This is a genomic window from Petrotoga mexicana DSM 14811, from assembly GCF_002895565.1.
GTDB lineage: Bacteria > Thermotogota > Thermotogae > Petrotogales > Petrotogaceae > Petrotoga > Petrotoga mexicana.
Map to the genome: position 1 here is coordinate 58,797 of NZ_AZRN01000005.1, position 21,047 is coordinate 79,843.

The following is a 21,047-nucleotide window of genomic DNA, read 5'->3' on the forward strand; positions in this document are numbered from 1 at the left end:
GTTATATATCTTTCTTTTCTATCATATCGCTTATTTCTTTTAATTGCAAGCTTCTGGAGGGATGCCTTAACTTTCTTAAAGCTTTTACTTCAATCTGTCTTATCCTCTCTCTTGTGACATTGAAGAAGTTTCCAACCTCTTCGAGTGTTTTCATCTTGCCATCAAGCAAACCATACCTCATTTTTAACACCGTTGCTTCTTTGGGCCTTAAGGATTCTAAAACTTTTTCAATTTCTTCTTTAAGTATCATTCTTACCGCAATTTCCTCTGGTTGATCAGCTTCAGAGTCCTCTAAAAAATCCCCTATATAAGCTTCTTCATCATCTGAACCACTTATAGGCGCATCAACGGAAATGATTTCTTTAGTTGCCAATAAAATCTCATCCATCTTTTCCAACGGTTTATCCAGTAATTCTGCTAATTTTTCGGTAGTGGGATATTCACCTGTTTCTTGGAGATGTTTTCTAATAACTATATTCATCCTATTTATAGTTTCAACCAAATGAACAGGTATTCTAATTGTTCTCGCTTGATCGGCTATAGCTCTTGTTATTGCTTGCCTAACCCACCAAGTAGCGTAGGTTGAGAACTTAAAACCTCTTTTCCAATCAAATTTTTCTACAGCTCTAATTAAGCCAATGTTCCCTTCTTGAATCAAATCCAAAAAGGTTAATCCTCTTCCAGTATATCTTTTGGCTATACTTATTACTAATCTTAAATTTGCCTTCACTAATTCGTCTTTGGCTTTTTTGTCACCTTTTTTAGCCCTTATCGCAAGTTGTCTTTCCCTGGAAGGGGTTAAGAGTTTGATCCCCCCTATTTCCCTCAAATAAATCTTTATGGGTTCATTTACGGCAGAGTTGTCAAATATCTGAGATTCCCTTTCTTGAAAAAGCTCTTCCAAACCCTCGTTAAAAAATTCTTCTTCCTCCTGGGCTTGGTCCTCTGGAAAAGATTCCATAATTTCTATTCCTTCGGATTCTAGCTTTTCATGAATCTTTTCTAAAAAGTTACCATCAATTACATCTGATAAATTATGAGGTATGCATTCATCTATATCTTGATAAGTTATGGTATTATTTTTCTTTTTGGCTATTTCAATAAGGTTTTCCAAACCTTTTTCAAGTTCTTCTATATAACATTCTTTGTCTCTTTTAACCCTAATTTTATCTTGATCAACAATCTCTATTTTTTCAATTTCTTCTATTAATTCTGAAAAATCTATCTTTTTCTTAAGCTTTTCCATCGATTAGTTTACCTCCATAGGGAACGTTATTAGATCGCTTAATAAACAAATAAAATCCATTTTTAAAATATTGTGTAATCTACTATTCAATTTACTATTTTTAGTTTAGAATAAAGTTGTATGATTTGAGACGTAATATTCGTCTTTTCCGAAAGATCTTTTGTTTCATGAAGTTTTTTCTTCAACTCTTCTATTTGTTGATTTATTTTTGTTCTTCTAATACTCTCTTTTAAAGAAGAAAGAATCCTCTCCGGATTAAAGAAATATTCAATCTTCCAAACCTCTACTATCAATTCACTTAGTTCTTTTGAAGAATTTTCAAGTAGAAACCCGATATCTGAACTTTGTGAGGTTAAAGTAAAAAATTCTTTGAGCAATTGACTAGAGAAATCTTCTTCGCTGAAATAATTTTTGAGTATCTCTCTATAGTGAGGATATTTAATCCATAGGTATAAATAAGATTTTGCAATATCGTACCTTATATCCTTTTCTACGTAAAGAGTATCTTTCGTTTGAGAATTAGACTCATTTGAAGCAGAACTTTCAGGTATGAGCGCAGACGTTCTTTCTAATACTTTTTGAATGTATTCGGTGCCTTTTCCCGTTTTTTTTGAAATATTTTCTATAAAACTTTGTAAATAACTTATTCTTCCAACATTTTCAAATTTTTTGTACCATCTTGACATTTCTTTCAAATATTTCTCTAAAGCGAATTCATTGCCTAAATCGTATTTTTCTGCATAATAATCAACAATGAATTCATGAAATTTGTAGGAGCTTTTTAATATTTCGGCGATGTATTTGTTATCGTGCTTCTTGGTTAGTTCGTCGGGATCTTTAGCAGGATACTTCGAAACTGCTATTTGGAAATCTTTAGCAAATAAAGCATCTATAGTGGATAAAGTGGCTTTTTGACCAGATTCATCCATATCGTACATTGTAACTACTTTGTTAGTTGCTTTCAGTAATTCAAGGGCATGATCTTTTGTAAAGGCAGAACCTAAAATTCCTACAACATTTTTGAAACCTAATTTGTACATAGAAATTACATCAAAGTACCCTTCGACCAATATTACAAAATCATTTTCTTTTATGAATTTTTTGTTTTTATAATACCTGTAAAGTATTTTAGACTTTTTAAAAAATTTATTCTCAGGAGTATTCAGATACTTAGGAGAATTCGTTTCTTCCTCTATTTGTCTACCAGCGAAGCCCACTAGTTCTCCAACATTGTTCCTGATTGGGATAATTAAACGATTATAAAAAAACTCTTTGTCACCATTGATCAACAAACCAGCATTCTTTGCAATGTCTTTGTCAAAAAGATTTTCTTCGATCACTTTTTGGATTTCTGAGCCCGTGGCAAACCCTAATTCAAATTCTTCAGCTAACTCTCTGGTTATCTCTCTCTTTTTCAGATACTGCCACACTCTATGCTTCGAAGAAAGGTTGAGAAGATTATAGTTATAAAGCTTGGAAACTTCCTCATTGAAAGTTACCTCAACAGGTTCTTCTTTTTGAGTAATATCTAGTTCAATTCCTGCATATGTAGCTATTTTTTTTAAGGCATCCAAAAAACTAATTTGTTCATACTTTTCCAAAAAAGTGATCACATCACCATGAGCTCCACATCCAAAGCAATGGAAGGTTTGAGTTTCAGGAAATATATAAAAAGATGGTGTATCTTCCGCGTGAAAAGGACATAGTGCTACGTAATTTTTTCCCCTTTTAGAAAGAGACAAATAAGAATTGACGAAATCAACTATATCAACTTTATTTTTAATTTCGTCAATCGTTTTTTTCAGGTTATCGTAATTTCTGCTCATAATACTTCACTATTCCTTAAAAATACAAAGCAAATAATACAATACTCATCTTTTTGAAAACTGAGCTCTTTTCCTAGCTTTTCTCAAACCATATTTCTTTCTTTCTACTTCTCTTGGATCTCTGGTTAATAGACCTTCTTTTTTCAAAATGGGTCTCAAAGATTCATCATAAGAAAGCAAAGCCCTGGCAATTCCAAGCCTAATGGCACCAGCTTGGCCACTCAATCCTCCACCATTAACCCTTATAACTAAATCAAACTGTCCATTCGTAGATGTAATGGTGAGTGGTTTTAAAGCTTCCATTTCCCATACCTCGTTGCCTCTTAAATATTCTACTAAACTTTTGTATTCTTTTCCGTTTATTTTAATCTTACCATTACCTGGTCTCAAATGTACCCTCGCAACAGCTGTTTTTCTTCTACCGGTTCCATAATATTCGACAAGTTCTGCCATTCGAATACCTCCTGATTAAATATTTTCTATTTTTATCTCTTTTGGTTTCTGAGCCTGGTGTGGATGATCAGGACCAACATATACCTTTAATTTTTTCATCATATGTTTGGCTAAAATGGTCTTTGGCATCATTCCCTTCACAGCCAACTTAATTATCCTTTCAGGATGTTTATTGTACATTTGTTCAAAAGAAATTTCCTTGAGCCCTCCAGGATAACCACTGTATCTTCTGTATACTTTGTTTTCTTTTTTGTCTTTCGAAAGTTTTATTTTTTCTGCATTCACTACAACAACAAAATCTCCACAATCTATATGTGGTGTATAAGTTGGCTTGTGTTTCCCTTGTAGTATTTTTGCAATCCTTGATGCTAGTCTTCCTAGTGTGTAGTCTTTTGCATCAATTAAGAACCATTCCCTTTTTATATCCTCTTTTTTAGCGATATACGAAGGCTGCACTAATTTAGAATTCATTTCAAAAACCTCCTCATTCTTCTCTTTTTGCTTGAGCGAAACTTGTTATTTTTGTTTTTTTCAATAAAAAATGCGAAATAGACGAATCCACAAAAAATTTGATGAAATTAAACAATAGAACTAGTAAAAAAAACACTTGCAAACTTATCCCTATGTTAGTAACGAATTGTGATGTTGGTTGATTAGTATAAACTGGTATCGCTATAAAATAATTCAACCCGTACGCTACAACCCCCGTCAGTAAAGAAGAAATTACGTAATTGATCCAGTTGTTCAACTTAACGAAATTTTTTAACAAATACAACGTGGTTATAAAAGCAGTCCCAGCTATAAAATTCATCAATATACCTATTAAACCACCATCACCAGCTCTGAAAATAAATAAAAAACTTTTTATTATAAGAGTAAAGAATCCAGGCAAAAAACCGTATCCCATTGTCACCAAAATGATCAAACTGTCGCTGGGATCAAATTTTAAAAAAGGTAACAAAGGTATTATTGGAAATTCTATAAAAGTTAAAAGAAAAGAGAGTGCCCCAAATATTCCAACAATCGCAACTCTTCTACCATGCATAAACGGATCAGTCCTTTAGGGCATAAACATCAACGAACTTCCTGTTGTTTTTAGTTTTGAACTTAACAACGCCGTCTATTTTAGCAAATATCGTGAAGTCTCTTCCTATTCCAACGTTTTCCCCAGGATGAATCTTAGTGCCCCTTTGTCTAACAATTATAGTTCCAGCCTTAATTTTTTTGCCGTCAGAAGCCTTGACACCAAGATACTTGGGGTTGCTATCTTTTTTATTTACATCAGAGCTTTTTTTAGCAAAAAGTTGTAAATCTATTTTCATATTCTTATCTAACCTCCACTTTAAGATTTCTTGGGTAATCTTTAGATATAGCAACCAAACTTTTAAGCAAGTAATCTAATAACAATTGGGAGAGGTGAGTTTCTTGCTTGAGCGAAATCTTTAAATAGCCCTCTCTTTTCTCAATCTGACCTAAACTTTCATTTTTTAGAATTTCAGCAACAAATTGAGTTAAAACACTCACGGCACTACAAACTATATCGTTGCCAAAAGAAGAAAATTCGGCATGTCCGAAAATTTCTACACTGGGTCTTTCAGAATTGGTATAAACTGCGATAATCATCGGCGTTACCCTTCAATTTCTTTTATTTTTAGAGCGGTATATTCCTGTCTGTGACCTTTTTCTCTTCTATAATTTTTTCTTCCTTCAAATTTGATTATTTTTACCTTTCTATCTTTCCCATGCTCTACAACCTCGGTAATTACCTTTGCTCCCTCAACATAAGGTTTCCCAGCTTTCTTTTCTTCATCTTTACTTAAATAAATAACTTTGTCTAATACTACCTGGTTACCTGGATCGACATCTTTTACTTTTTCAGTGTAAATCACTTGATCTTTTTCTACCTTGTATTGTTTACCATTAAAATAGACTATAGCGTACACTTTTGCACCTCCGATCTCTCAGAATTTTCTAAAATCCATTTGCCTATTTTACCATCTAAATAAACGGGTAGTATTAATTAATTGTTAATTTTAAAAAAATAAAACTAGACATTTTTCACTCTATGAACTTTTCTATTACTTTAGCTTGGTCAGGATATATATACTTTATTTGATTATAAATCTCCTTTAATTGTGCTTGCTTATCTTTATCGATAGTAATGCTGTTCAAGTAACTTTCCAAATCGTAACCGTTTTGAATGAAGGAAAATGGTTCTTTAAAGAAATCCGTCAGATTCTCTTTTTTCCATTGCTCGATTTCTTTTACCACATCAGGATAAAGATATTGAATTTCCCTCTGGGCAGCGTTTATCTTTTTTTCAAGCTCTTTATACGGATAATCGAACTTGACCGAATTTAAATATCCCACAACGTTCCCCCCGGTGGAAACGAAATCAATGGGACTTTCAAAAAATGAAATACTTTCTTGTATACTTTTTAAACTAAGATAAACATAAACCTCTTCGCTTTGGCCATAATAAAGTAAAGAGGTGGCAATCTCTTTTGCCCAGGGAACAGCCGTGTAAGAAGATAAAAGATCTTCCCCTTTAACCATAGTGGTTAAAACCTCGCTACCGGTGTATCCAACAAACCAAGCTGATAAATCAGAAGTTCCGGTTTTACCATGTAAATCTAAATCTAAAACATTTGCTCTTTGCCCTGTTCCTTCTAAAACGACTTTTCTCATTAAAGTATTCATTGTGGCATATGAATCATTGGATATACCATCGATTTTTCTTTCAACATTTGGATATCTTTTATATATTAAATTCCCTTTTTTATCGTAAACTTCTGAAATTATGTAAGTCGAAGGAATAATACCGTAATTTGGGAAAAGTGAATAAGCTTTTGTAAACTCATATGGACTTGTTTCCACAGTTCCCAGCGACAATGTTAAATCATTGGGATATTTACCTTGAACACCTACAACATTTGAAAGAAAATTCTTTATTGTTTCTATAGACCTTTGAGGAGATATATCTATATGAGAAGCGAGGTAGATCGATGGAATGTTTATGGAATCGACTAACGCTTCTTCTAAAGTGACCGTTCCTCTGTATGTCTTATCAAAATTTTCCGGGGCCCAATCACCAAATTTCATAGGTTGATCGGGAAGTACCGTATCTGTATCATAACCATTTTCCAAAGCTAAAAGATAATAAAATGGTTTAATAGCAGAACCAACTTGTTGTTGGGAATAGAAAACATCGTATTCTCCACCCCAAAAACTTAATATTTCACCAGTTTTGTTGTTGATCACAATGGCAGAGGTTGATGAATCTACAGTAACAGAATCGAATAAATTCTTATTAAAGGTGGTTTTTATAGTATACCCACCACCCTTTAATCCTATATCTTCTTCTTCTACTTTGATTCTATAAACTAAATTTAAATATCTTTCATCGTAGGTTTGAGGGTAAAAAACCATCTTATCAATTCTTTCCTTAACGCTGTCTTTTTCTTCTATTATAAAATTACTAGGAAGGGAATTTAAAACTATCATCCCCTGATTTTTAGCTCTTTCTGGGTACTTATAGGGGTTGTAAACTTCTGGTCCGTTTATTATCCCTATTAAAACTAGCATCTCTTCGTAACTTAAATTTTGTAACTCTTTTCCGTAATATCTCTCTGCCGCAGCCCCAAATCCTGAAATGTCATTCCCTAAATACACACTATTCATATAAGCTTCCAAAATTTCTTCTTTTGTATAAGACCTCTCCAGAAAAAAAGCAAGCATAATATCCATTATTTTCCTTTTAATAGTTCTTTCATTTGTGAGATAAACAGTTTTGGCAAGTTGTTGAGTTAGGGTACTCCCACCTTGGACTATAGAAAAGTTCTTTATATTTGTTAATGCAGCTCTCGTCAGCGCCTTAATATTGATCCCATTGTGTTCGTAAAACTCTCTATCTTCTGACCACAAAAGGAAATATATCAATTCTGAAGGCATTTCATCCAGCTTAACATATTTGTATTTTGTTGATAGTATCTGTTCTCCATTATCGAATAGATAAGTGTTGTACTTGGGATCTACAAGAAAAATAGAAGTTGAATCATTGTAATAGCCGTATACATAGAAAAATAAAGCAAAAAAAATTGCCATTCCCATAAAAAAACCTATAATGAAACTCTTTATAAAAAACACCTCCGCTTGTTTGCCGCAGTGTGCAAACAAAGATCTTTTAAAAAAAAGACTTTTGTTTTTGGGGAGTTTGAGGGGTTTACCCCTCAATGTCCGGGGTTACCCCTTAACGCCTGAGGATATCATACCATATTTAGATTTATATTTTTTAAAAATTTTAGTAATAAATAATATTATAGAAAATATTTTGCTTGTTTTTCTAAATGAAAAATGTTAAAATAATGGTGAAAGAATTTATAAGAATAACAAATTTTCCATAAAAGTAAAATAATAGTAATTAAATTGATAGAAAACAAAAATGCCTATGTAATCCTTAATAGTATAATTGTTTCTGTCTAAATTTAATTGACTTAAGGAAACGCGACAAAAATAATTTATTCAATGTTTGTGAGGAGGCTGAATATTATGTCAGGACATAATAAATGGGCAAATATTAAACACAGAAAAGGTGCACAAGATGCAAAAAGATCCCAAATGTTTACAAAACTCATTAGAGAGCTTACAATAGCTGCTAGAGAAGGTGGAGGAGATCCAGAAGCTAATCCACGTTTAAGAACCGCGGTAGAAAACGCTAAGGCAGCTAACATGCCTAAAGACAAGATCGAATCAGCTATAAAAAAAGGAACCGGTGAATTAGAGGGTGAAGAACTCACCGAAATAATGTACGAGGCATACGGTCCAGGAGGAGTTGCGCTCCTAATTTCGGTTGTAACCGATAACAAGAATAGAACCGCTCAAGAGGTTCGCCATGTTCTCTCGAAATGGGGTGGATCTTTAGCAGAATCAGGTTCTGTTTCGTGGAATTTTGAACGAAAAGGACTAATAACCATCCCCAAAGAAGAAGTTGAAGATATTGACGAGTTAATGTTAGTCGCGGTTGAAGCTGGCGCAGAAGATTTAGATGAAAACACCGATCCTTTAGAAATCATCACCGCCCCTGAAAATCTAACTCAAGTCAGAAATGCTCTAAAAGAAGCAGGATATACCGTTTCCGAAAAGTTAACCTTTTTACCCAAAACAACCGTTAAGCTTTCTGATGAAGACGCCGAAAAGTTATTAAAATTGTTGAATGCATTGGATGATATGGATGATGTTCAAGAAGTATTCGGAAATTATGAGATTGACGATGAAGTAATGGAAAGACTCGCTGCAAACATTTAAAAACCCATAAATGGGGACTTTCGTCCCCATTTTAAATTATTAGGGAACTATTTGGGAAAGGATAACTACAAATGAAAAGATTTCCCTTAATACTTATATTAATTACATCGATAATCTCCACCTTGAATTTCGCCTCTAGTCCCTCGAAGGTACTTTTTTTAAGTGATTTCACTCAAACTTTGAAAAACGAATTTATTTTTGATTTAAAGTTTGAAGATATTTACGAAACTAAGTTCAATTTTGACTTTGAATCTTTAGAAGACGAAGTTCGATTATCGAATGTAGATAATGTAATTAATTATTTCAAATTCGATCAAGCAGGCTTCGAATTTTCGTATAGAAATCCCGGAAATAGAAACGACCCATACTTTTTAACAGAAAGTTTTGATAGTTTCAGCATGGTATTGGACGATTATTTTGTACTAACATTCAACGATCTGAAAATTGGCGTTATCTTCAAAGAATCGCTTTTTAACATGTCCTTTTGGACTAAGGTCACAGACCTTTCTCAATCAAAAATTGCGTTGACTTTAGCAATTCCAAACAAATTAGGTATATCTCTAGGGTTTGAAGATCTTATGAAGTACTATTTTAGAGCTGGAGATTTACTTTTTTCTTTGGATAATAATGCTCTTGACTCTGTTTATATTTTGAATCAAGATTTTCTATTGGAGTACAATTCGAGCACCAAATCTCTTTTGATTGATTCGATTTACTTCGATAAAAATGAAGAAAATTTCTATTTTCGAATACCTGTTACGAGAAATTTATTTCTGACTTATTCCAATCTTGGAATAGGTGTTTCTTTCTATATAGAACTCTTAAGCGAAAATAGATAAATAAATTTGGAGGAAAAAGATGGCGGATTATTATTCTTCTCCTTATGATGACGAAGATTACAAATTGTTTTTGAAAAAGTTGGTAACCCATTTCAATCTAGATCTCTCTGGATACAAACAACACAGAGTAAGGCGTAGAACGGATATATTGCTCAAAAAGTATGGAATCAATTCTTATTCGGAATATCTAGAATTATTACAAAAAAATAAGGACAAATGGCAGGAGTTTTTAGATAAACTCACCATAAATGTTACGGAATTTTTTAGGAACCCAGAGAAATGGGAATATTTAAAACAAGAAATAATCCCCAAGCTCATTAAAAATCACAAACCGAGGCTAAAATTTTGGAGTGCAGGTTGTTCTACAGGAGAGGAACCTTACACACTTGCTATTATATTAAATGAATTAGGTATTTCCAGCAAATCAACAATAATCGCTTCAGATTTTGACGATGGAGCTTTACAGCAAGCCAAACGTGGCATATATAATGAAAAAAGTTTAATAAACTTAAACGATGAATACATAAAAAAGTATTTCAAAAAAACAGAAGAAGGTAAATACGAAATAAAAGATTTCATCAAAAATAATGTTACTTTCAATAAAATGAACCTCCTATTTGACGAGTTTGAAAAGAATTTTGATTTAATCATATGTAGGAATGTTGTCATATATTTTGACAACGACGCTAAAGAAAAGTTATACAAAAAATTCTACGATGCTTTAAATCCTGGAGGAGTGTTGTTTGTTGGTTCTACGGAAAGAATTTTCAATCATAAGGCCTTTGGCTTCACTTCTATTGCTCCCTTTTTTTACAAAAAAATTATTTAGTTGAAGGGGCAAATCCTTCTAATCTTCCTTATGTGGGGAGCGGGGCAAAGGGGCAAATCCTTCTAATCTTCCTTATGGGTGGGGAGCGGGGCAAAGGGGCGCTAATAAAGACTAAGTGCAGCTTACGAGAAAACGATGCTAACAATTAACTCACAAAAAGGCTCGGCTTTTAAAAGGGTCATAGGGCGGAGCCCTCCCCCACCCCTTCTGGGCTAGGGACCGTAGGTCCCTCTTTACAAAAGAAATAATAAAAAAGAACAAATTACATATTATACGAGGAGGAAACAAATGAAAAATATAAAAACAATGACAATGGAATGGACAGGTAACAGTCTAATTTTGATAGATCAGAGGTATTTACCTATAGAAGAAAAGTATGTAGAATGTCAGACTTATCTCGATGTTGCTAATTCAATAAAAGACATGGTAGTAAGAGGAGCTCCCGCTATAGGAGCGACCGCAGCATTTGGCTTTGTTTTAGGGGCAAAAGAGTTTTCCTATCTTTCTGACAAAAATCTATTTTTAAACAAATTGGAAGAAGTAAAAAACAGTTTATCTAAAACCCGCCCCACTGCTGTAAACTTATTTTGGGCGTTGAACAGGATGGATAAACTTTTAAAAGATAGCCTTCCCACAAAAGGAATAAATGACCTTGTCAACATATTAGAAGAAGAAGCACTGAAGATTGCCTACGAAGACATTGAAATAAATAAACAGATTGGTAAGAACGGAGAGTCTTTGTTAAACGACGGGGACACCGTTTTGACACATTGCAATGCAGGAGCATTAGCAACAGTTGATTATGGAACCGCTTTAGGGGTTATTAGAGCAGCTGTTGAAAATGGAAAAGATATACAGGTCTATGCAGATGAAACCAGACCATACCTTCAAGGAGCTAGATTAACCGTTTGGGAATTGGTTAAAAGCGGTATCAAAACTACACTAATTACAGATAACATGGCAGGTTGGGTAATGAAACAAGGAAAAATAAATGCTGTAATAGTAGGAGCCGATAGAATCGCACGTAATGGGGATGTTGCTAATAAAATTGGAACTTATTCTGTAGCTGTTCTTGCAAAAAAGCATGGTATTCCTTTTTATGTTGCAGCTCCACTTTCAACTATAGACATAGAAACAAAAAATGGGGAAGGTATTCCCATCGAAGAAAGGAATCATAATGAGGTCAGATTTTGCCATAAAACTCGTTTAGTGACAGACGATGTAAATGTATACAACCCTGCTTTTGATGTAACTCCAAATGAATTAGTTACAGCGATAATTACCGAAAAGAAAGTCCTAAGACCTCCATATGAGAAAAATATAGTGGAAGTGGTCACCCTTTGAAAATACTTGTAATTAGCGATCTACATATTCCTATAAAATCAGACTTGAAAAGCCTAGACAAATTAAACTTTGGGTTTTATGATCAAATATTTTTACTTGGAGACATCGTAGATATCGAAGTACTGAATTACTTAGAAAATCAAAAGCCCATACTTCATGCTGTGTATGGAAATATGGACGATTTTTATATAAAAAATCGACTCCCCGAAAAATTGTCTTTAGAATTATTTGACAAAAAAATAGGCCTTATCCATGGTCATCAAACTGGTCGTGCAATACCTGAAAAACTGTTGAAATATTTTAATAAAAAGATCGATTTGATGGTCTTTGGACATTCGCATTATCAAGAGAAATATGAAATAGAGGATACTTTGATATTGAATCCAGGGGCTTTTTGCGAAGGAGAGTATGCAGAAATAGAATTGAATGAAAGTATCTTTGAAATCAAATTACTGCATCTGTAATTTTACGAGAAGCTAATCAATATATTTTAGGTATCTTTCGTTTATACTATTATCTTCTATGATATTCGAATAGATTTTTGCAAAGTTTTTCAAACTGATATAATTATTTTTATCGTCTATTCTATACAGACCTGTTTTTAAAAGAAGATTATTGATTTTAACATCACTTAAGGAATTGTAGATGTATCCGAAAATCTTCGCATTATTTTCCAAAGATTGATTAATTTTATATAAATTATTAACTAAATAACGGCTTTTTAAACTATCGTCATCAATAGTGGATACATTATCAGTTATTAGAAAAGGAATGTAATATTTAGAAGAAAATCTTTTTATTACTTCATCAAGGTCATTAGCATTCTTCCCTTTTGAAAGTTCTTTTATTAAAGAAGTATATTCTTCTGAATTTGAAGTTAAATCATTGAAATTTATCCCAATAAAATCTATATCAGAGTTTTTAAAAGCCATGTTTTCAAAAAAAGGGCTTTCTCCTTTTACAATTACATCAATAAAGGAAAAAACAAAATCTAACTGTTCTTCTTCCTCAACATAAAATTCCTCGCTTACCGATACTTTAGCGTAAGGGTTAATACTTTTTATTATACGAACACTTTTATCGTAAAGATTGAAGAGATTTTGAACCGTTTCATGTAATGCGGTGTTATCAACATCTGCACCTTTAAAAAATCTTTTTTTTAGGTATTTTGCAGTATGATTCAAGATAATATAATATTGAACCTTGAATTTAAAAGTGGAGACAATCTTTTCTATAATTTCTATAAATATCGAGATATTTTCTTCATTTTCTATATTATCAACAACTTCTTTTTTATTGTATGAAAGGAAATCAAAATCGACGAGGTTAACGATAGGTTCAATTCCACTTTGACGTAGTTGCTCTATAAAGTTATCATACATAGCACAAGAATAAAAAGGATCAAGATATAACAAATCCCAATTTAGATTGAATCTAAAAGAATTAATTTTCAACCTCTTAAGAAAAGATAATTGTTTGTTCAAGTTTTTTTCCGCATTTTCAAATATTTGTTGTTTCGATCCTTCCGTTGAATTTTCCAAAAAAGAAAAGAAAGGGGAGTTTACTCCCCACAAAAAAGATCTCGGAAAATTTACATTTTCCACATAAAACACCTTCTTTACTCGTATCTTAACGCTTCTATTGGGCTCAACTTTGACGCTTGATTTGCTGGGTATATACCAAAGAATAAACCTATCGCCGCAGATACCCCGAAGGATAAAGCGATCGATTTCCACGTTATGACGGCCGTTAATCCAAAAGCTCTACCAAAATATGCTATTAAACCTGAGAGAAGCCCACCTAATATCATACCTATTATACCAGCTACCACCGTTAAAACTATACTCTCAACTAAAAATTCCATCAAAATCCTATGTCTTGTGGCTCCTATAGCCATCTTTATACCTATCTCTCTGGTTCTTTCTTTAACGGTGACGAGCATAATATTCATTATTCCTATTCCGCCTACAACTAACGAAATTGCCGCTATTCCTACAAGTATCACATTCATAATACCAGTTATTTGATTAACAGCTTCTAAAATAGCGTCTTGACTTAATATACTGTATTTATCAGAATCTCCAAATTTTCTATAAAGATAAAAGTCCGTCGCCATGGTTGCCAATTCTGCAGTATTCTCATCTACTGCTGAAACAAAAATAGAGCTCGTCCTTCCATTCATGTGAAACAGCCTATAATCTGCTACTGTATGGGGGAGTATGATCATATCATCAACGTTAAATAATAACCTTGTTCCGGTTTTTTCCAAAACTCCAACTATTTCAAAAGAAACCTTTCTACTACCAGAATTTCCACTTTGAATAACATTGATTCGTTCACCAACAACATTTTGACGACCAAATAATTCATTAGCTATATTATAACCTATAACGGCAACCGACCTTAATTCTTCTTCGTCAGTTTCATCTAACCTTCTACCATAAGCAATATTTAAGTTCATTATATCAAAAAAACTAGGCATAACTCCGAATACCGATCCGGAAATCGTTTCTCCAGCACTTTCAATGGTCAAATTTGAATTTAAAACACCTGTAGCATTCTTTACTTGTGGAACCATACTTTTAATGTTAATCGCATCCTGAAACTCCAGGGGCTGAGATGCAAATCTTGAATACACAGTGGAGTTAACCATAATAATGTTTGACCCAAGAGAAGAAACGGTGTTGTTTATTTCCTGCCTTGCTCCATCACCTATGGCTATTATCGTCATTACCGCACCAACACCTATTATTATTCCCAACATTGAAAGAAACGTCCTCAACTTGTTAGAAAGCAATGATCTAATGGTCTCTTTAAGTATTTCCAACTGTGTTCACCTCTATCGACTGGATCCTTCCATCCAACAATCTAATCGTTTTTGATCCTTCATCTAACATTCTCATATCATGGGTGACGACAACTAGCGTTTTACCCATATCGTTCAACTTCCTAAATATTTGAAGAATTTCTTCTCCACTTTTAGTATCCAGGTTCCCCGTCGGTTCATCAGCTAAAAGAAAGGCTGGATCGTTAGCTAAAGCTCTTGCTATTGCTACCCTTTGTTGTTGCCCACCCGATAGTTGAGTTGGTTTATGATCTAACCTGTTACCGAGCCCTACTAACTCTAATTGTTCTTTTGCTATCTCCCTTCTTTTTTTCTGAGGTACACCCGCATATATTAAAGGAAGTTCAACATTTTCCAATGCACTCAACTTTGGAAGTAAATTGAAACTTTGAAAAACAAATCCTATCTTTTTGTTTCTTACCCTTGCTAATTCTCTATCTTTCATTTTGGACACTTCTACATTTTCAATGTATACCTGTCCTTTTGTAGGTTTATCCAGACAACCAAGAATTTGTAACAAAGTTGATTTACCGCTACCTGAAGGTCCGATTATGATGACATATTCACCATCTTCAACATTAAAAGAAACCCCGCGCAGTGCCTCAACTTTTACTTCTCCAACATCGTATATTTTCCATACATCTTTTAATTCCATTACTGCCATCAAAATCCGCCTCCTCCAGGACCTTGAGGAACAGCGCCTGGAGCAACAGGTACTCCCATTGGAATACCATAATTTTGCATTATTCTTTGTGCTTCTTCTTGAGATGGCAATATCAAAACCTTATCTCCTGCTTTTAAACCCGCAGTTATTTCAACCATGCTATCCGTTTCTTTTCCAGTTTGTACTTGAACAGGTTCCATACCACCTTCTGCAGTCTTTTTGTATACTATTTTTGCCCCATCAACCCCTTCATGAATGGCATCTTTTGGTACAGCTACTGTGTTTTCCAATTTTAAGGTAACTATTTCTACATCGGCTGTCATACCGGGAATCAGGAGATTTTGAGGATTATCTTGTGTAAATTCAATTTCAATTGGTATAACAACTACCCCCATATCCGTTTGAGTAGTTGGACTAACCCATGTTATTACTCCTGGCTCTTCTAAATTCAAAGGATCTATTCTTATTGTTGCGTCCATGCCTTCATTTATAAGCGGGAAATCTATTTCATCAACCGCAGTTTCAACTTTTATTGTGCTATTATCCACTATAGTTAATACGGCAGAAGTTGTTCCAACCATATCTCCCTTGGAAATATTTACTGTGTTTACTATCCCTGAAACAGGTGATTTTATCTCAGTTTCTTCCAAATTCTTCTTTGCTTTTTCCAACTGTAACCTTTTTACTTCCTTCATCCGTTCACCTACGTTGGTTGATGATTCGTAATCATTTAAGGCATTCAAGTACGCTATCTGATAGTCAAGATCATCTATTTTAGCTAATATCTGACCTTCTTCAACCTCGTCTCCTTTTTCTACGTATACCTCAACTATTTCTCCGGAAACTTTTGGGATCACTGATTCAATCTCAGCGGTTATATTTCCCACCACTTCTATCGAATCTCCTACGCCATCTGATTTTACCTCGTATTCTAAGTATATTGAAGGTAATCCACTTGTTTCAGAAGTTGTAGGTGAACTTTGCATTGGAAAAAATATTATCCCAACTATTACAACTATAGCTACTATCACTATTGTCCATATCGTTATCTTTCCTCTTCTTTTCAATTTATATCACCCCATATGTCCACATAGTATTGCTGCATTATTCTTAATTCGTTTGTCAAAATATCGTTTTCCGTATTTTCACTGGCTAATTGTGCCCTTCTCAACGCTATTTCTGATAATTTTAATTCCTCTTTGGTTATGTATCCTTGGCTATTTAATTCATTGTTTCTATTGTAATCTTCCATCGCGTTTTCTAAATCTATTTGTTTTATTTTAACGTCATAATTCAAAGTTCTTCTGGTTGTTTCCAAATTTCTTATCGCATTTTCCGCTTCTAACATACTTTCATCGTACGTCAAAGCGGCAACGTTTGTTTTCATAGTATCAGACGCCAACTTTCTTTCTCCTTTATCTAATATAGCTAATTGAAATCCTACGCTTATACTCACTTTTTCAAACAATTCATCCGTTTCTTTAAATGGATTCATAGACACACTTATCGTATTGAAAGGCAAGTAAGGAATGAACCAGAAATTACTTTCTATTTCAGATGCCTCTTCTTGAAGTTGTAACGATTTTAAATCTAGCCTTTCTTCAATATTTATTGGATAGTTTTGATTCTCATTTATTATTCTTTCTACCGTATCCTTTGTTTGGTTGTATAGTTCATCTGTGTATTCAAAGTATTCTAAGGGTGCATTGCTTGCTCTTAAAGTTTCTAAATTCTTTTGAGCAGTAAGTATCTGTTTTTCTAAGTTTTCTTTTTCGTCTTCATCGGTTGATAAATTGTACTGTTGGTTCAGTATTTCTATTTCGTCTTCGTACGTCTGAATCATCTCTTCGTTGTAATATCTGGTGAATACATCTTCGATCGTGGTTATGAGTTCATTCGTTTGAGCCATGTAGTATTTAGAGAGTGCATCGTAGTAACTGCTTTCTGTTTTCAACCTTTCCGCCCTGTCAATTATTGTTAGATCACGTGATAAAGAGATTGATATATCTGATTCGTCAGGAGTGTCTATCGTCCATTCATCTGTATTTAAAGTAAAAGGAAACGAGGCACCTACCTGTGCTCCCCATACTTCTAAGAAGTTTACGTCTAAAGAAATCTCGTAACCTTCCAGTTTTCCTTCCCCTCCAAAAACCAACCCACCAACGATTGTTTCTTTTCCAAATGGATCTATCCCTGTTTTCACTGTATCAACAGATATTCCCAAATATGGAACAAAGAAGTTGTCTATTTTGTTCATCTCTAATTGTGCGCTTCTTAAGCTCAACTCCGCTTGGGTATAGGCTGAACTTTTCTCTAAGTTTTGTTGGTATAACTCTTCGAACGTCATCCCAAATATGCTCAGGATTCCTACGAGAAGGGTTATTACTAAAACTATAAGTTTTTTCACAATCCTACCTCCTCAAGGCTCCTTCCTGTGTCTATTATGTAGTTGATATATGCTTTTATGTAACTTCTTACACTTTCATAATAATTCTTTTGTGTTGTTAGATAGTTTATATTCGCAGTGTTTAACTCCAATTCAGATACCAATCCTTTGTTGAATCTATCCTTTGTGTCGTTATATGTGCTTTGAGCTAAGTTCATTCTTTCTTCTGAATTTTTCAAACTTTTGTAAAGGGTTTCGATACTATTTTTTGTTGTTTTGTGTGCTTCGATCAATGTATCTTGAGTGTCTTGCAAACTTAAGATATTTTTTTGGTGTGTTAACTCCGCTATCCTTTTTTCATAAGATGATGCGTTGGCAGGTAAGTTGTTGAGATCGTATTGTGAAATATCTACGTTTATTTGTGCCATTTTTAGATTGTAGTTGTTGTTTAAATATTCCTCATCACTTACGAATATACCTTCATACGTTGGAACATTTATCTCTATTTGGCTGTAATCTCCTTCGTATAATTCTTTTAAGTTGTCTTTGGCGGTTTCTAAATTTAATTGTGCACTTTCCAAATTGTTTTGTGCATCACTTACATCAAGTTCAGAACTTTTAAGGTCGTCTTCTGAGATCAAGCCATTGTTGAACAATTCAGTGTTGTTGTCGTAGGTTATCTGTGCGTTTTTTAACTGCAAATCAGCTGTTTTTACGTTGATTTCTTCTACGTAAACATCCAAAACTCTGTCTACTATGTCACCGTAGTAATCTTTCATAGAGGTATTGTAGTTTGAAAGACCTGAGTAATAACTTAATTCCCCACTTAATTCTAACTTCCTGTTCGTTGCCTCTATCTTAGCCTTGTTGTAATCGAGGTTAGTCTTTTCGAGATCAAGCTGTGCGGTTTTGTATATGGTACTACTCGCTTTGGCTGTATCAAACACCTCTGTTAAACCTGCTGAAAACATCCCCGTCACTAAAAACAGTGTAAATGCTATCAATACTACTTTCTTCATCGTTTTTCCTCCTTTGGTTGTTTTTTATAATATTTTTAAAAACTCTAAAACTTTTTATTTTGCTCCCCTTCGCCCCACAGCCCACCCATCAGGAAGGGTGGAAGGATTTGCCCCTTCGTCCCCTGCCCACCCCTTCCTCTGTTATTTTTTAAAATAATAAATTCACAAATACCTTTTTAGTATATAATTTTTCACTTAAATATAGCTTAAAAAATTCATTTTTTTGAATATAATGTATTCTTTAACAGTCTCTAATAGTAGACAATTTCTTTCTTCAAATGCTAGTACAAGAAAAATTTTTTTATAACATTTGCAAATGTTATAATATTATTATAAAATATGATATACGAAAGATATAAAATTATTTTTACAAAAAGGAGGCTTTTATGAATAACAATCCAAACAGAAGAGGTTCTCTATTTGGACCGCTTTTTATATATTTCATTCTAGCTATGCTTATTTTTATGAGTATTTCTCAGTTGAATACCTCCAACATAACTGAGATAAGTTACACCGATCTGGTGAATTTAATAAATCAAGATACGATCATAAGTTTACAGATCGATACAAGTGGTTTAATCCAAGCAAAAGCCAAAAACGGACAGCTTTTTCAAGTTTACGCCCCAACTTTGCTTATGGATCAAGCTTATGTAAGGGCATTGGCAAATGATGGCATTAAGATTGAGTATATTCAAAACACCGGGGCAAGTTGGTGGGTTACTATGCTTATCTATATGTTACCATTAATAATACTAATGTTTTTTTGGTTTTGGATGTTCAGAAGATCCGGAACAGGGGAGGGGATACCTGGAGCTAATTATAGGAGAAACCCTGCTAAAAGATATGATGCTAGAAAAAATAAAATTACTTTCAATGACGTAGCTGGAATCGACGAAGTTAAAGAAGAGTTAGAAGATATAGTTAATTTTCTAAAAGATCCTAAAAACTTTAGTGCCTTGGGAGCAAAAATGCCTAAAGGTGTCCTCTTGGCAGGACCTCCGGGCACCGGAAAGACTTTGGTAGCTAGAGCTGTTGCAGGAGAGGCTAATGTGCCATTTTATTTTATGTCAGGTTCTGATTTCGTTGAATTATTTGTAGGTGTGGGAGCAGCCAGAGTCAGAGACCTTTTTAAAGAAGCAAAAGAGAATAGTCCTGCAATAATTTTCATCGACGAACTGGATGCCGTTGGAAGGCAAAGAGGAACAGGTTTAGGTGGAGGTCATGACGAAAGGGAGCAAACTTTGAACGCTTTATTAGTTGAAATGGACGGCTTTGATCCCCGAGAAGGTATAGTAGTGATGGCCGCAACAAATAGACCAGACATCTTAGATAAAGCACTCTTAAGACCTGGAAGGTTCGACAAAAAAATATTCTTAGATGTACCTGATTTAAGGGCGAGAGAGGAAATTATAAAGATTCATCTAAGAGGGAAAAAAATCGCAGACGATATAGACGTTAAAAGTTTGGCTCGAAGTACCCCTGGTTTCGTAGGTGCTGATTTAGAAAATATGGTAAATGAAGCAGCTCTACTAGCAGCGAGAGACAACAGAGATCACATAACTAACGATGATTTCCAGGAGGCAATAGAAAGGGTGATTGTGGGTCCCGCTCGTAAATCACGAAAAATAACCCCCAAAGAGAAAAAAGTTATCACCTATCACGAATTGGGCCATGCTTTTTTAGGTTATCTTTTACCTTACGCAGATCCTGTTCACAAAATCACCATAGTTCCTCGTGGACAAGCGGCTTTAGGTTACACTATGCAACTTCCAACCGAAGACAGGTTTTTAATCACAGAACCAGAAATAAAGGATAAAATAGTCGGTATGTTAGGCGGAAGAGCGGCCGAAGAGATTGTATTCAATGAAATCACAACAGGAGCAGGAAACGATTTAAAGAGAGCTACAGAGCTAGTAAGGGAAATGGTTGCCCAATTAGGTATGAGTGAAAAGATTGGACCCATCGCATGGGGTGAAGAAGAAGGAGAAATCTTTTTGGGAAGAGAAATAACTAGAATGAAGAATTTTTCCCAAGAGACGGCTAAAGAAATAGATTCAGAGATCAAAAACTTTATTCTTAGCAGTTATGAAAAAGCTAAGAACTTACTGTTAGAAAATAGAAAACGACTTGACCTTTTAGCCATTTATCTCTATAATAAAGAGAATATCTCTGGAAAAGAGTTTAAAAAAATGATGGAAATGGATATTGACGAGCTTAATGATTACGTTTTAAAAGACAAAGATGTAAAAGAAACAAACCTTTTTTTATCGTATGCCTAAAATATAACAAAGA

The 21,047-nt window shown here is 34.0% G+C and carries 21 protein-coding genes; 6 read left to right on the forward strand and 15 right to left on the reverse strand.

From position 1 onward, the window contains the following. Position 1 precedes the first annotated feature (1 nt). The 9 genes from X927_RS01790 to X927_RS01830 form a co-directional block, all read right to left on the reverse strand. Positions 2-1,246 carry a sigma-70 family RNA polymerase sigma factor gene (locus X927_RS01790; protein WP_103076402.1) on the reverse strand — a complete coding sequence of 415 codons (1,245 nt, stop codon included), beginning with the start codon at positions 1,244-1,246 and terminating at the stop codon, positions 2-4. Positions 1,247-1,332: 86 nt separating this feature from the next. Beyond that, a complete protein-coding gene (gene dnaG / locus X927_RS01795; protein ID WP_103076403.1) occupies positions 1,333-3,072 on the reverse strand; it encodes a DNA primase in 1,740 nt (579 codons plus the stop codon). 45 nt (positions 3,073-3,117) lie between these two features. Beyond that, the gene (gene rpsI / locus X927_RS01800; protein WP_103076404.1) at positions 3,118-3,525 is read right to left on the reverse strand and encodes a 30S ribosomal protein S9; all 408 of its coding nucleotides are present in this window, start codon (positions 3,523-3,525) and stop codon (positions 3,118-3,120) included. A 15-nt stretch (positions 3,526-3,540) separates the two neighbouring features. Beyond that, entirely contained in the window at positions 3,541-3,996 is a 456-nt protein-coding gene (rplM, locus tag X927_RS01805; RefSeq protein WP_103076405.1) for a 50S ribosomal protein L13, read from the reverse strand. A 13-nt stretch (positions 3,997-4,009) separates the two neighbouring features. Beyond that, positions 4,010-4,570: an ECF transporter S component gene (locus tag X927_RS01810; RefSeq protein WP_103076406.1), complete on the reverse strand. Its 561-nt coding sequence runs from the start codon at positions 4,568-4,570 to the stop codon at positions 4,010-4,012. A 7-nt stretch (positions 4,571-4,577) separates the two neighbouring features. Further along, positions 4,578-4,847, reverse strand: coding sequence for a 50S ribosomal protein L27 (gene rpmA / locus X927_RS01815; RefSeq protein ID WP_103076407.1), 270 nt, complete (start codon positions 4,845-4,847; stop codon positions 4,578-4,580). A 4-nt stretch (positions 4,848-4,851) separates the two neighbouring features. Beyond that, positions 4,852-5,148, reverse strand: a complete 297-nt coding sequence (locus tag X927_RS01820; protein WP_103076408.1) for a ribosomal-processing cysteine protease Prp — start codon at positions 5,146-5,148, stop codon at positions 4,852-4,854. Between the two features lie 5 nt (positions 5,149-5,153). Beyond that, positions 5,154-5,468, reverse strand: coding sequence for a 50S ribosomal protein L21 (gene rplU, locus X927_RS01825; RefSeq protein ID WP_103076409.1), 315 nt, complete (start codon positions 5,466-5,468; stop codon positions 5,154-5,156). A 115-nt stretch (positions 5,469-5,583) separates the two neighbouring features. Then, positions 5,584-7,629 carry a transglycosylase domain-containing protein gene (locus X927_RS01830; protein ID WP_169925091.1) on the reverse strand — a complete coding sequence of 682 codons (2,046 nt, stop codon included), beginning with the start codon at positions 7,627-7,629 and terminating at the stop codon, positions 5,584-5,586. Between the two features lie 444 nt (positions 7,630-8,073). On the opposite strand from X927_RS01830, the gene X927_RS01835 reads away from it, so the two are divergent. The 5 genes from X927_RS01835 (at position 8,074) to X927_RS01855 (ending at position 12,305) form a co-directional block, all read left to right on the forward strand. Then, positions 8,074-8,829 carry a YebC/PmpR family DNA-binding transcriptional regulator gene (locus X927_RS01835; protein WP_103076411.1) on the forward strand — a complete coding sequence of 252 codons (756 nt, stop codon included), beginning with the start codon at positions 8,074-8,076 and terminating at the stop codon, positions 8,827-8,829. 71 nt (positions 8,830-8,900) lie between these two features. After that, positions 8,901-9,668, forward strand: a complete 768-nt coding sequence (locus X927_RS01840) for a hypothetical protein (protein WP_103076412.1) — start codon at positions 8,901-8,903, stop codon at positions 9,666-9,668. 19 nt (positions 9,669-9,687) lie between these two features. After that, positions 9,688-10,497, forward strand: coding sequence for a CheR family methyltransferase (locus tag X927_RS01845; RefSeq protein WP_103076413.1), 810 nt, complete (start codon positions 9,688-9,690; stop codon positions 10,495-10,497). Between the two features lie 288 nt (positions 10,498-10,785). Continuing rightward, complete coding sequence (mtnA, locus tag X927_RS01850) at positions 10,786-11,841, forward strand: S-methyl-5-thioribose-1-phosphate isomerase (protein ID WP_103076414.1); 1,056 nt, start codon at positions 10,786-10,788, stop codon at positions 11,839-11,841. Next, entirely contained in the window at positions 11,838-12,305 is a 468-nt protein-coding gene (locus X927_RS01855) for a metallophosphoesterase family protein (protein ID WP_103076415.1), read from the forward strand. The genes mtnA and X927_RS01855 overlap by 4 nt, the downstream gene beginning before the upstream one ends. 12 nt (positions 12,306-12,317) lie before the next feature. Here X927_RS01855 and X927_RS01860 read toward each other — a convergent pair whose 3' ends face one another. Genes X927_RS01860 through X927_RS01885 form a run of 6 tightly spaced genes read right to left on the reverse strand, consistent with a single transcriptional unit; the run spans position 12,318 to position 18,755 of the window. Next, positions 12,318-13,445 carry a family 1 glycosylhydrolase gene (locus X927_RS01860; protein WP_103076416.1) on the reverse strand — a complete coding sequence of 376 codons (1,128 nt, stop codon included), beginning with the start codon at positions 13,443-13,445 and terminating at the stop codon, positions 12,318-12,320. Between the two features lie 14 nt (positions 13,446-13,459). After that, complete coding sequence (locus tag X927_RS01865; protein ID WP_211287789.1) at positions 13,460-14,668, reverse strand: ABC transporter permease; 1,209 nt, start codon at positions 14,666-14,668, stop codon at positions 13,460-13,462. Further along, complete coding sequence (locus X927_RS01870) at positions 14,655-15,353, reverse strand: ATP-binding cassette domain-containing protein (RefSeq protein ID WP_103076417.1); 699 nt, start codon at positions 15,351-15,353, stop codon at positions 14,655-14,657. Before X927_RS01870 ends, X927_RS01865 begins: the two co-directional genes overlap by 14 nt. Beyond that, on the reverse strand, positions 15,350-16,417 hold the full coding sequence (locus X927_RS01875; RefSeq protein WP_103076418.1) for an efflux RND transporter periplasmic adaptor subunit: 1,068 nt from the start codon (positions 16,415-16,417) through the stop codon (positions 15,350-15,352). Before X927_RS01875 ends, X927_RS01870 begins: the two co-directional genes overlap by 4 nt. Further along, positions 16,414-17,757: a hypothetical protein gene (locus X927_RS01880; RefSeq protein WP_103076419.1), complete on the reverse strand. Its 1,344-nt coding sequence runs from the start codon at positions 17,755-17,757 to the stop codon at positions 16,414-16,416. The genes X927_RS01875 and X927_RS01880 overlap by 4 nt, the downstream gene beginning before the upstream one ends. Continuing rightward, positions 17,754-18,755 carry a TolC family protein gene (locus tag X927_RS01885; protein WP_103076420.1) on the reverse strand — a complete coding sequence of 334 codons (1,002 nt, stop codon included), beginning with the start codon at positions 18,753-18,755 and terminating at the stop codon, positions 17,754-17,756. The genes X927_RS01880 and X927_RS01885 overlap by 4 nt, the downstream gene beginning before the upstream one ends. Before the next feature lie 386 nt (positions 18,756-19,141). Between X927_RS01885 and ftsH the strand changes: the two genes are divergently transcribed. Further along, a complete protein-coding gene (gene ftsH, locus X927_RS01890; protein WP_103076421.1) occupies positions 19,142-21,034 on the forward strand; it encodes an ATP-dependent zinc metalloprotease FtsH in 1,893 nt (630 codons plus the stop codon). Positions 21,035-21,047: the final 13 nt, after the last annotated feature.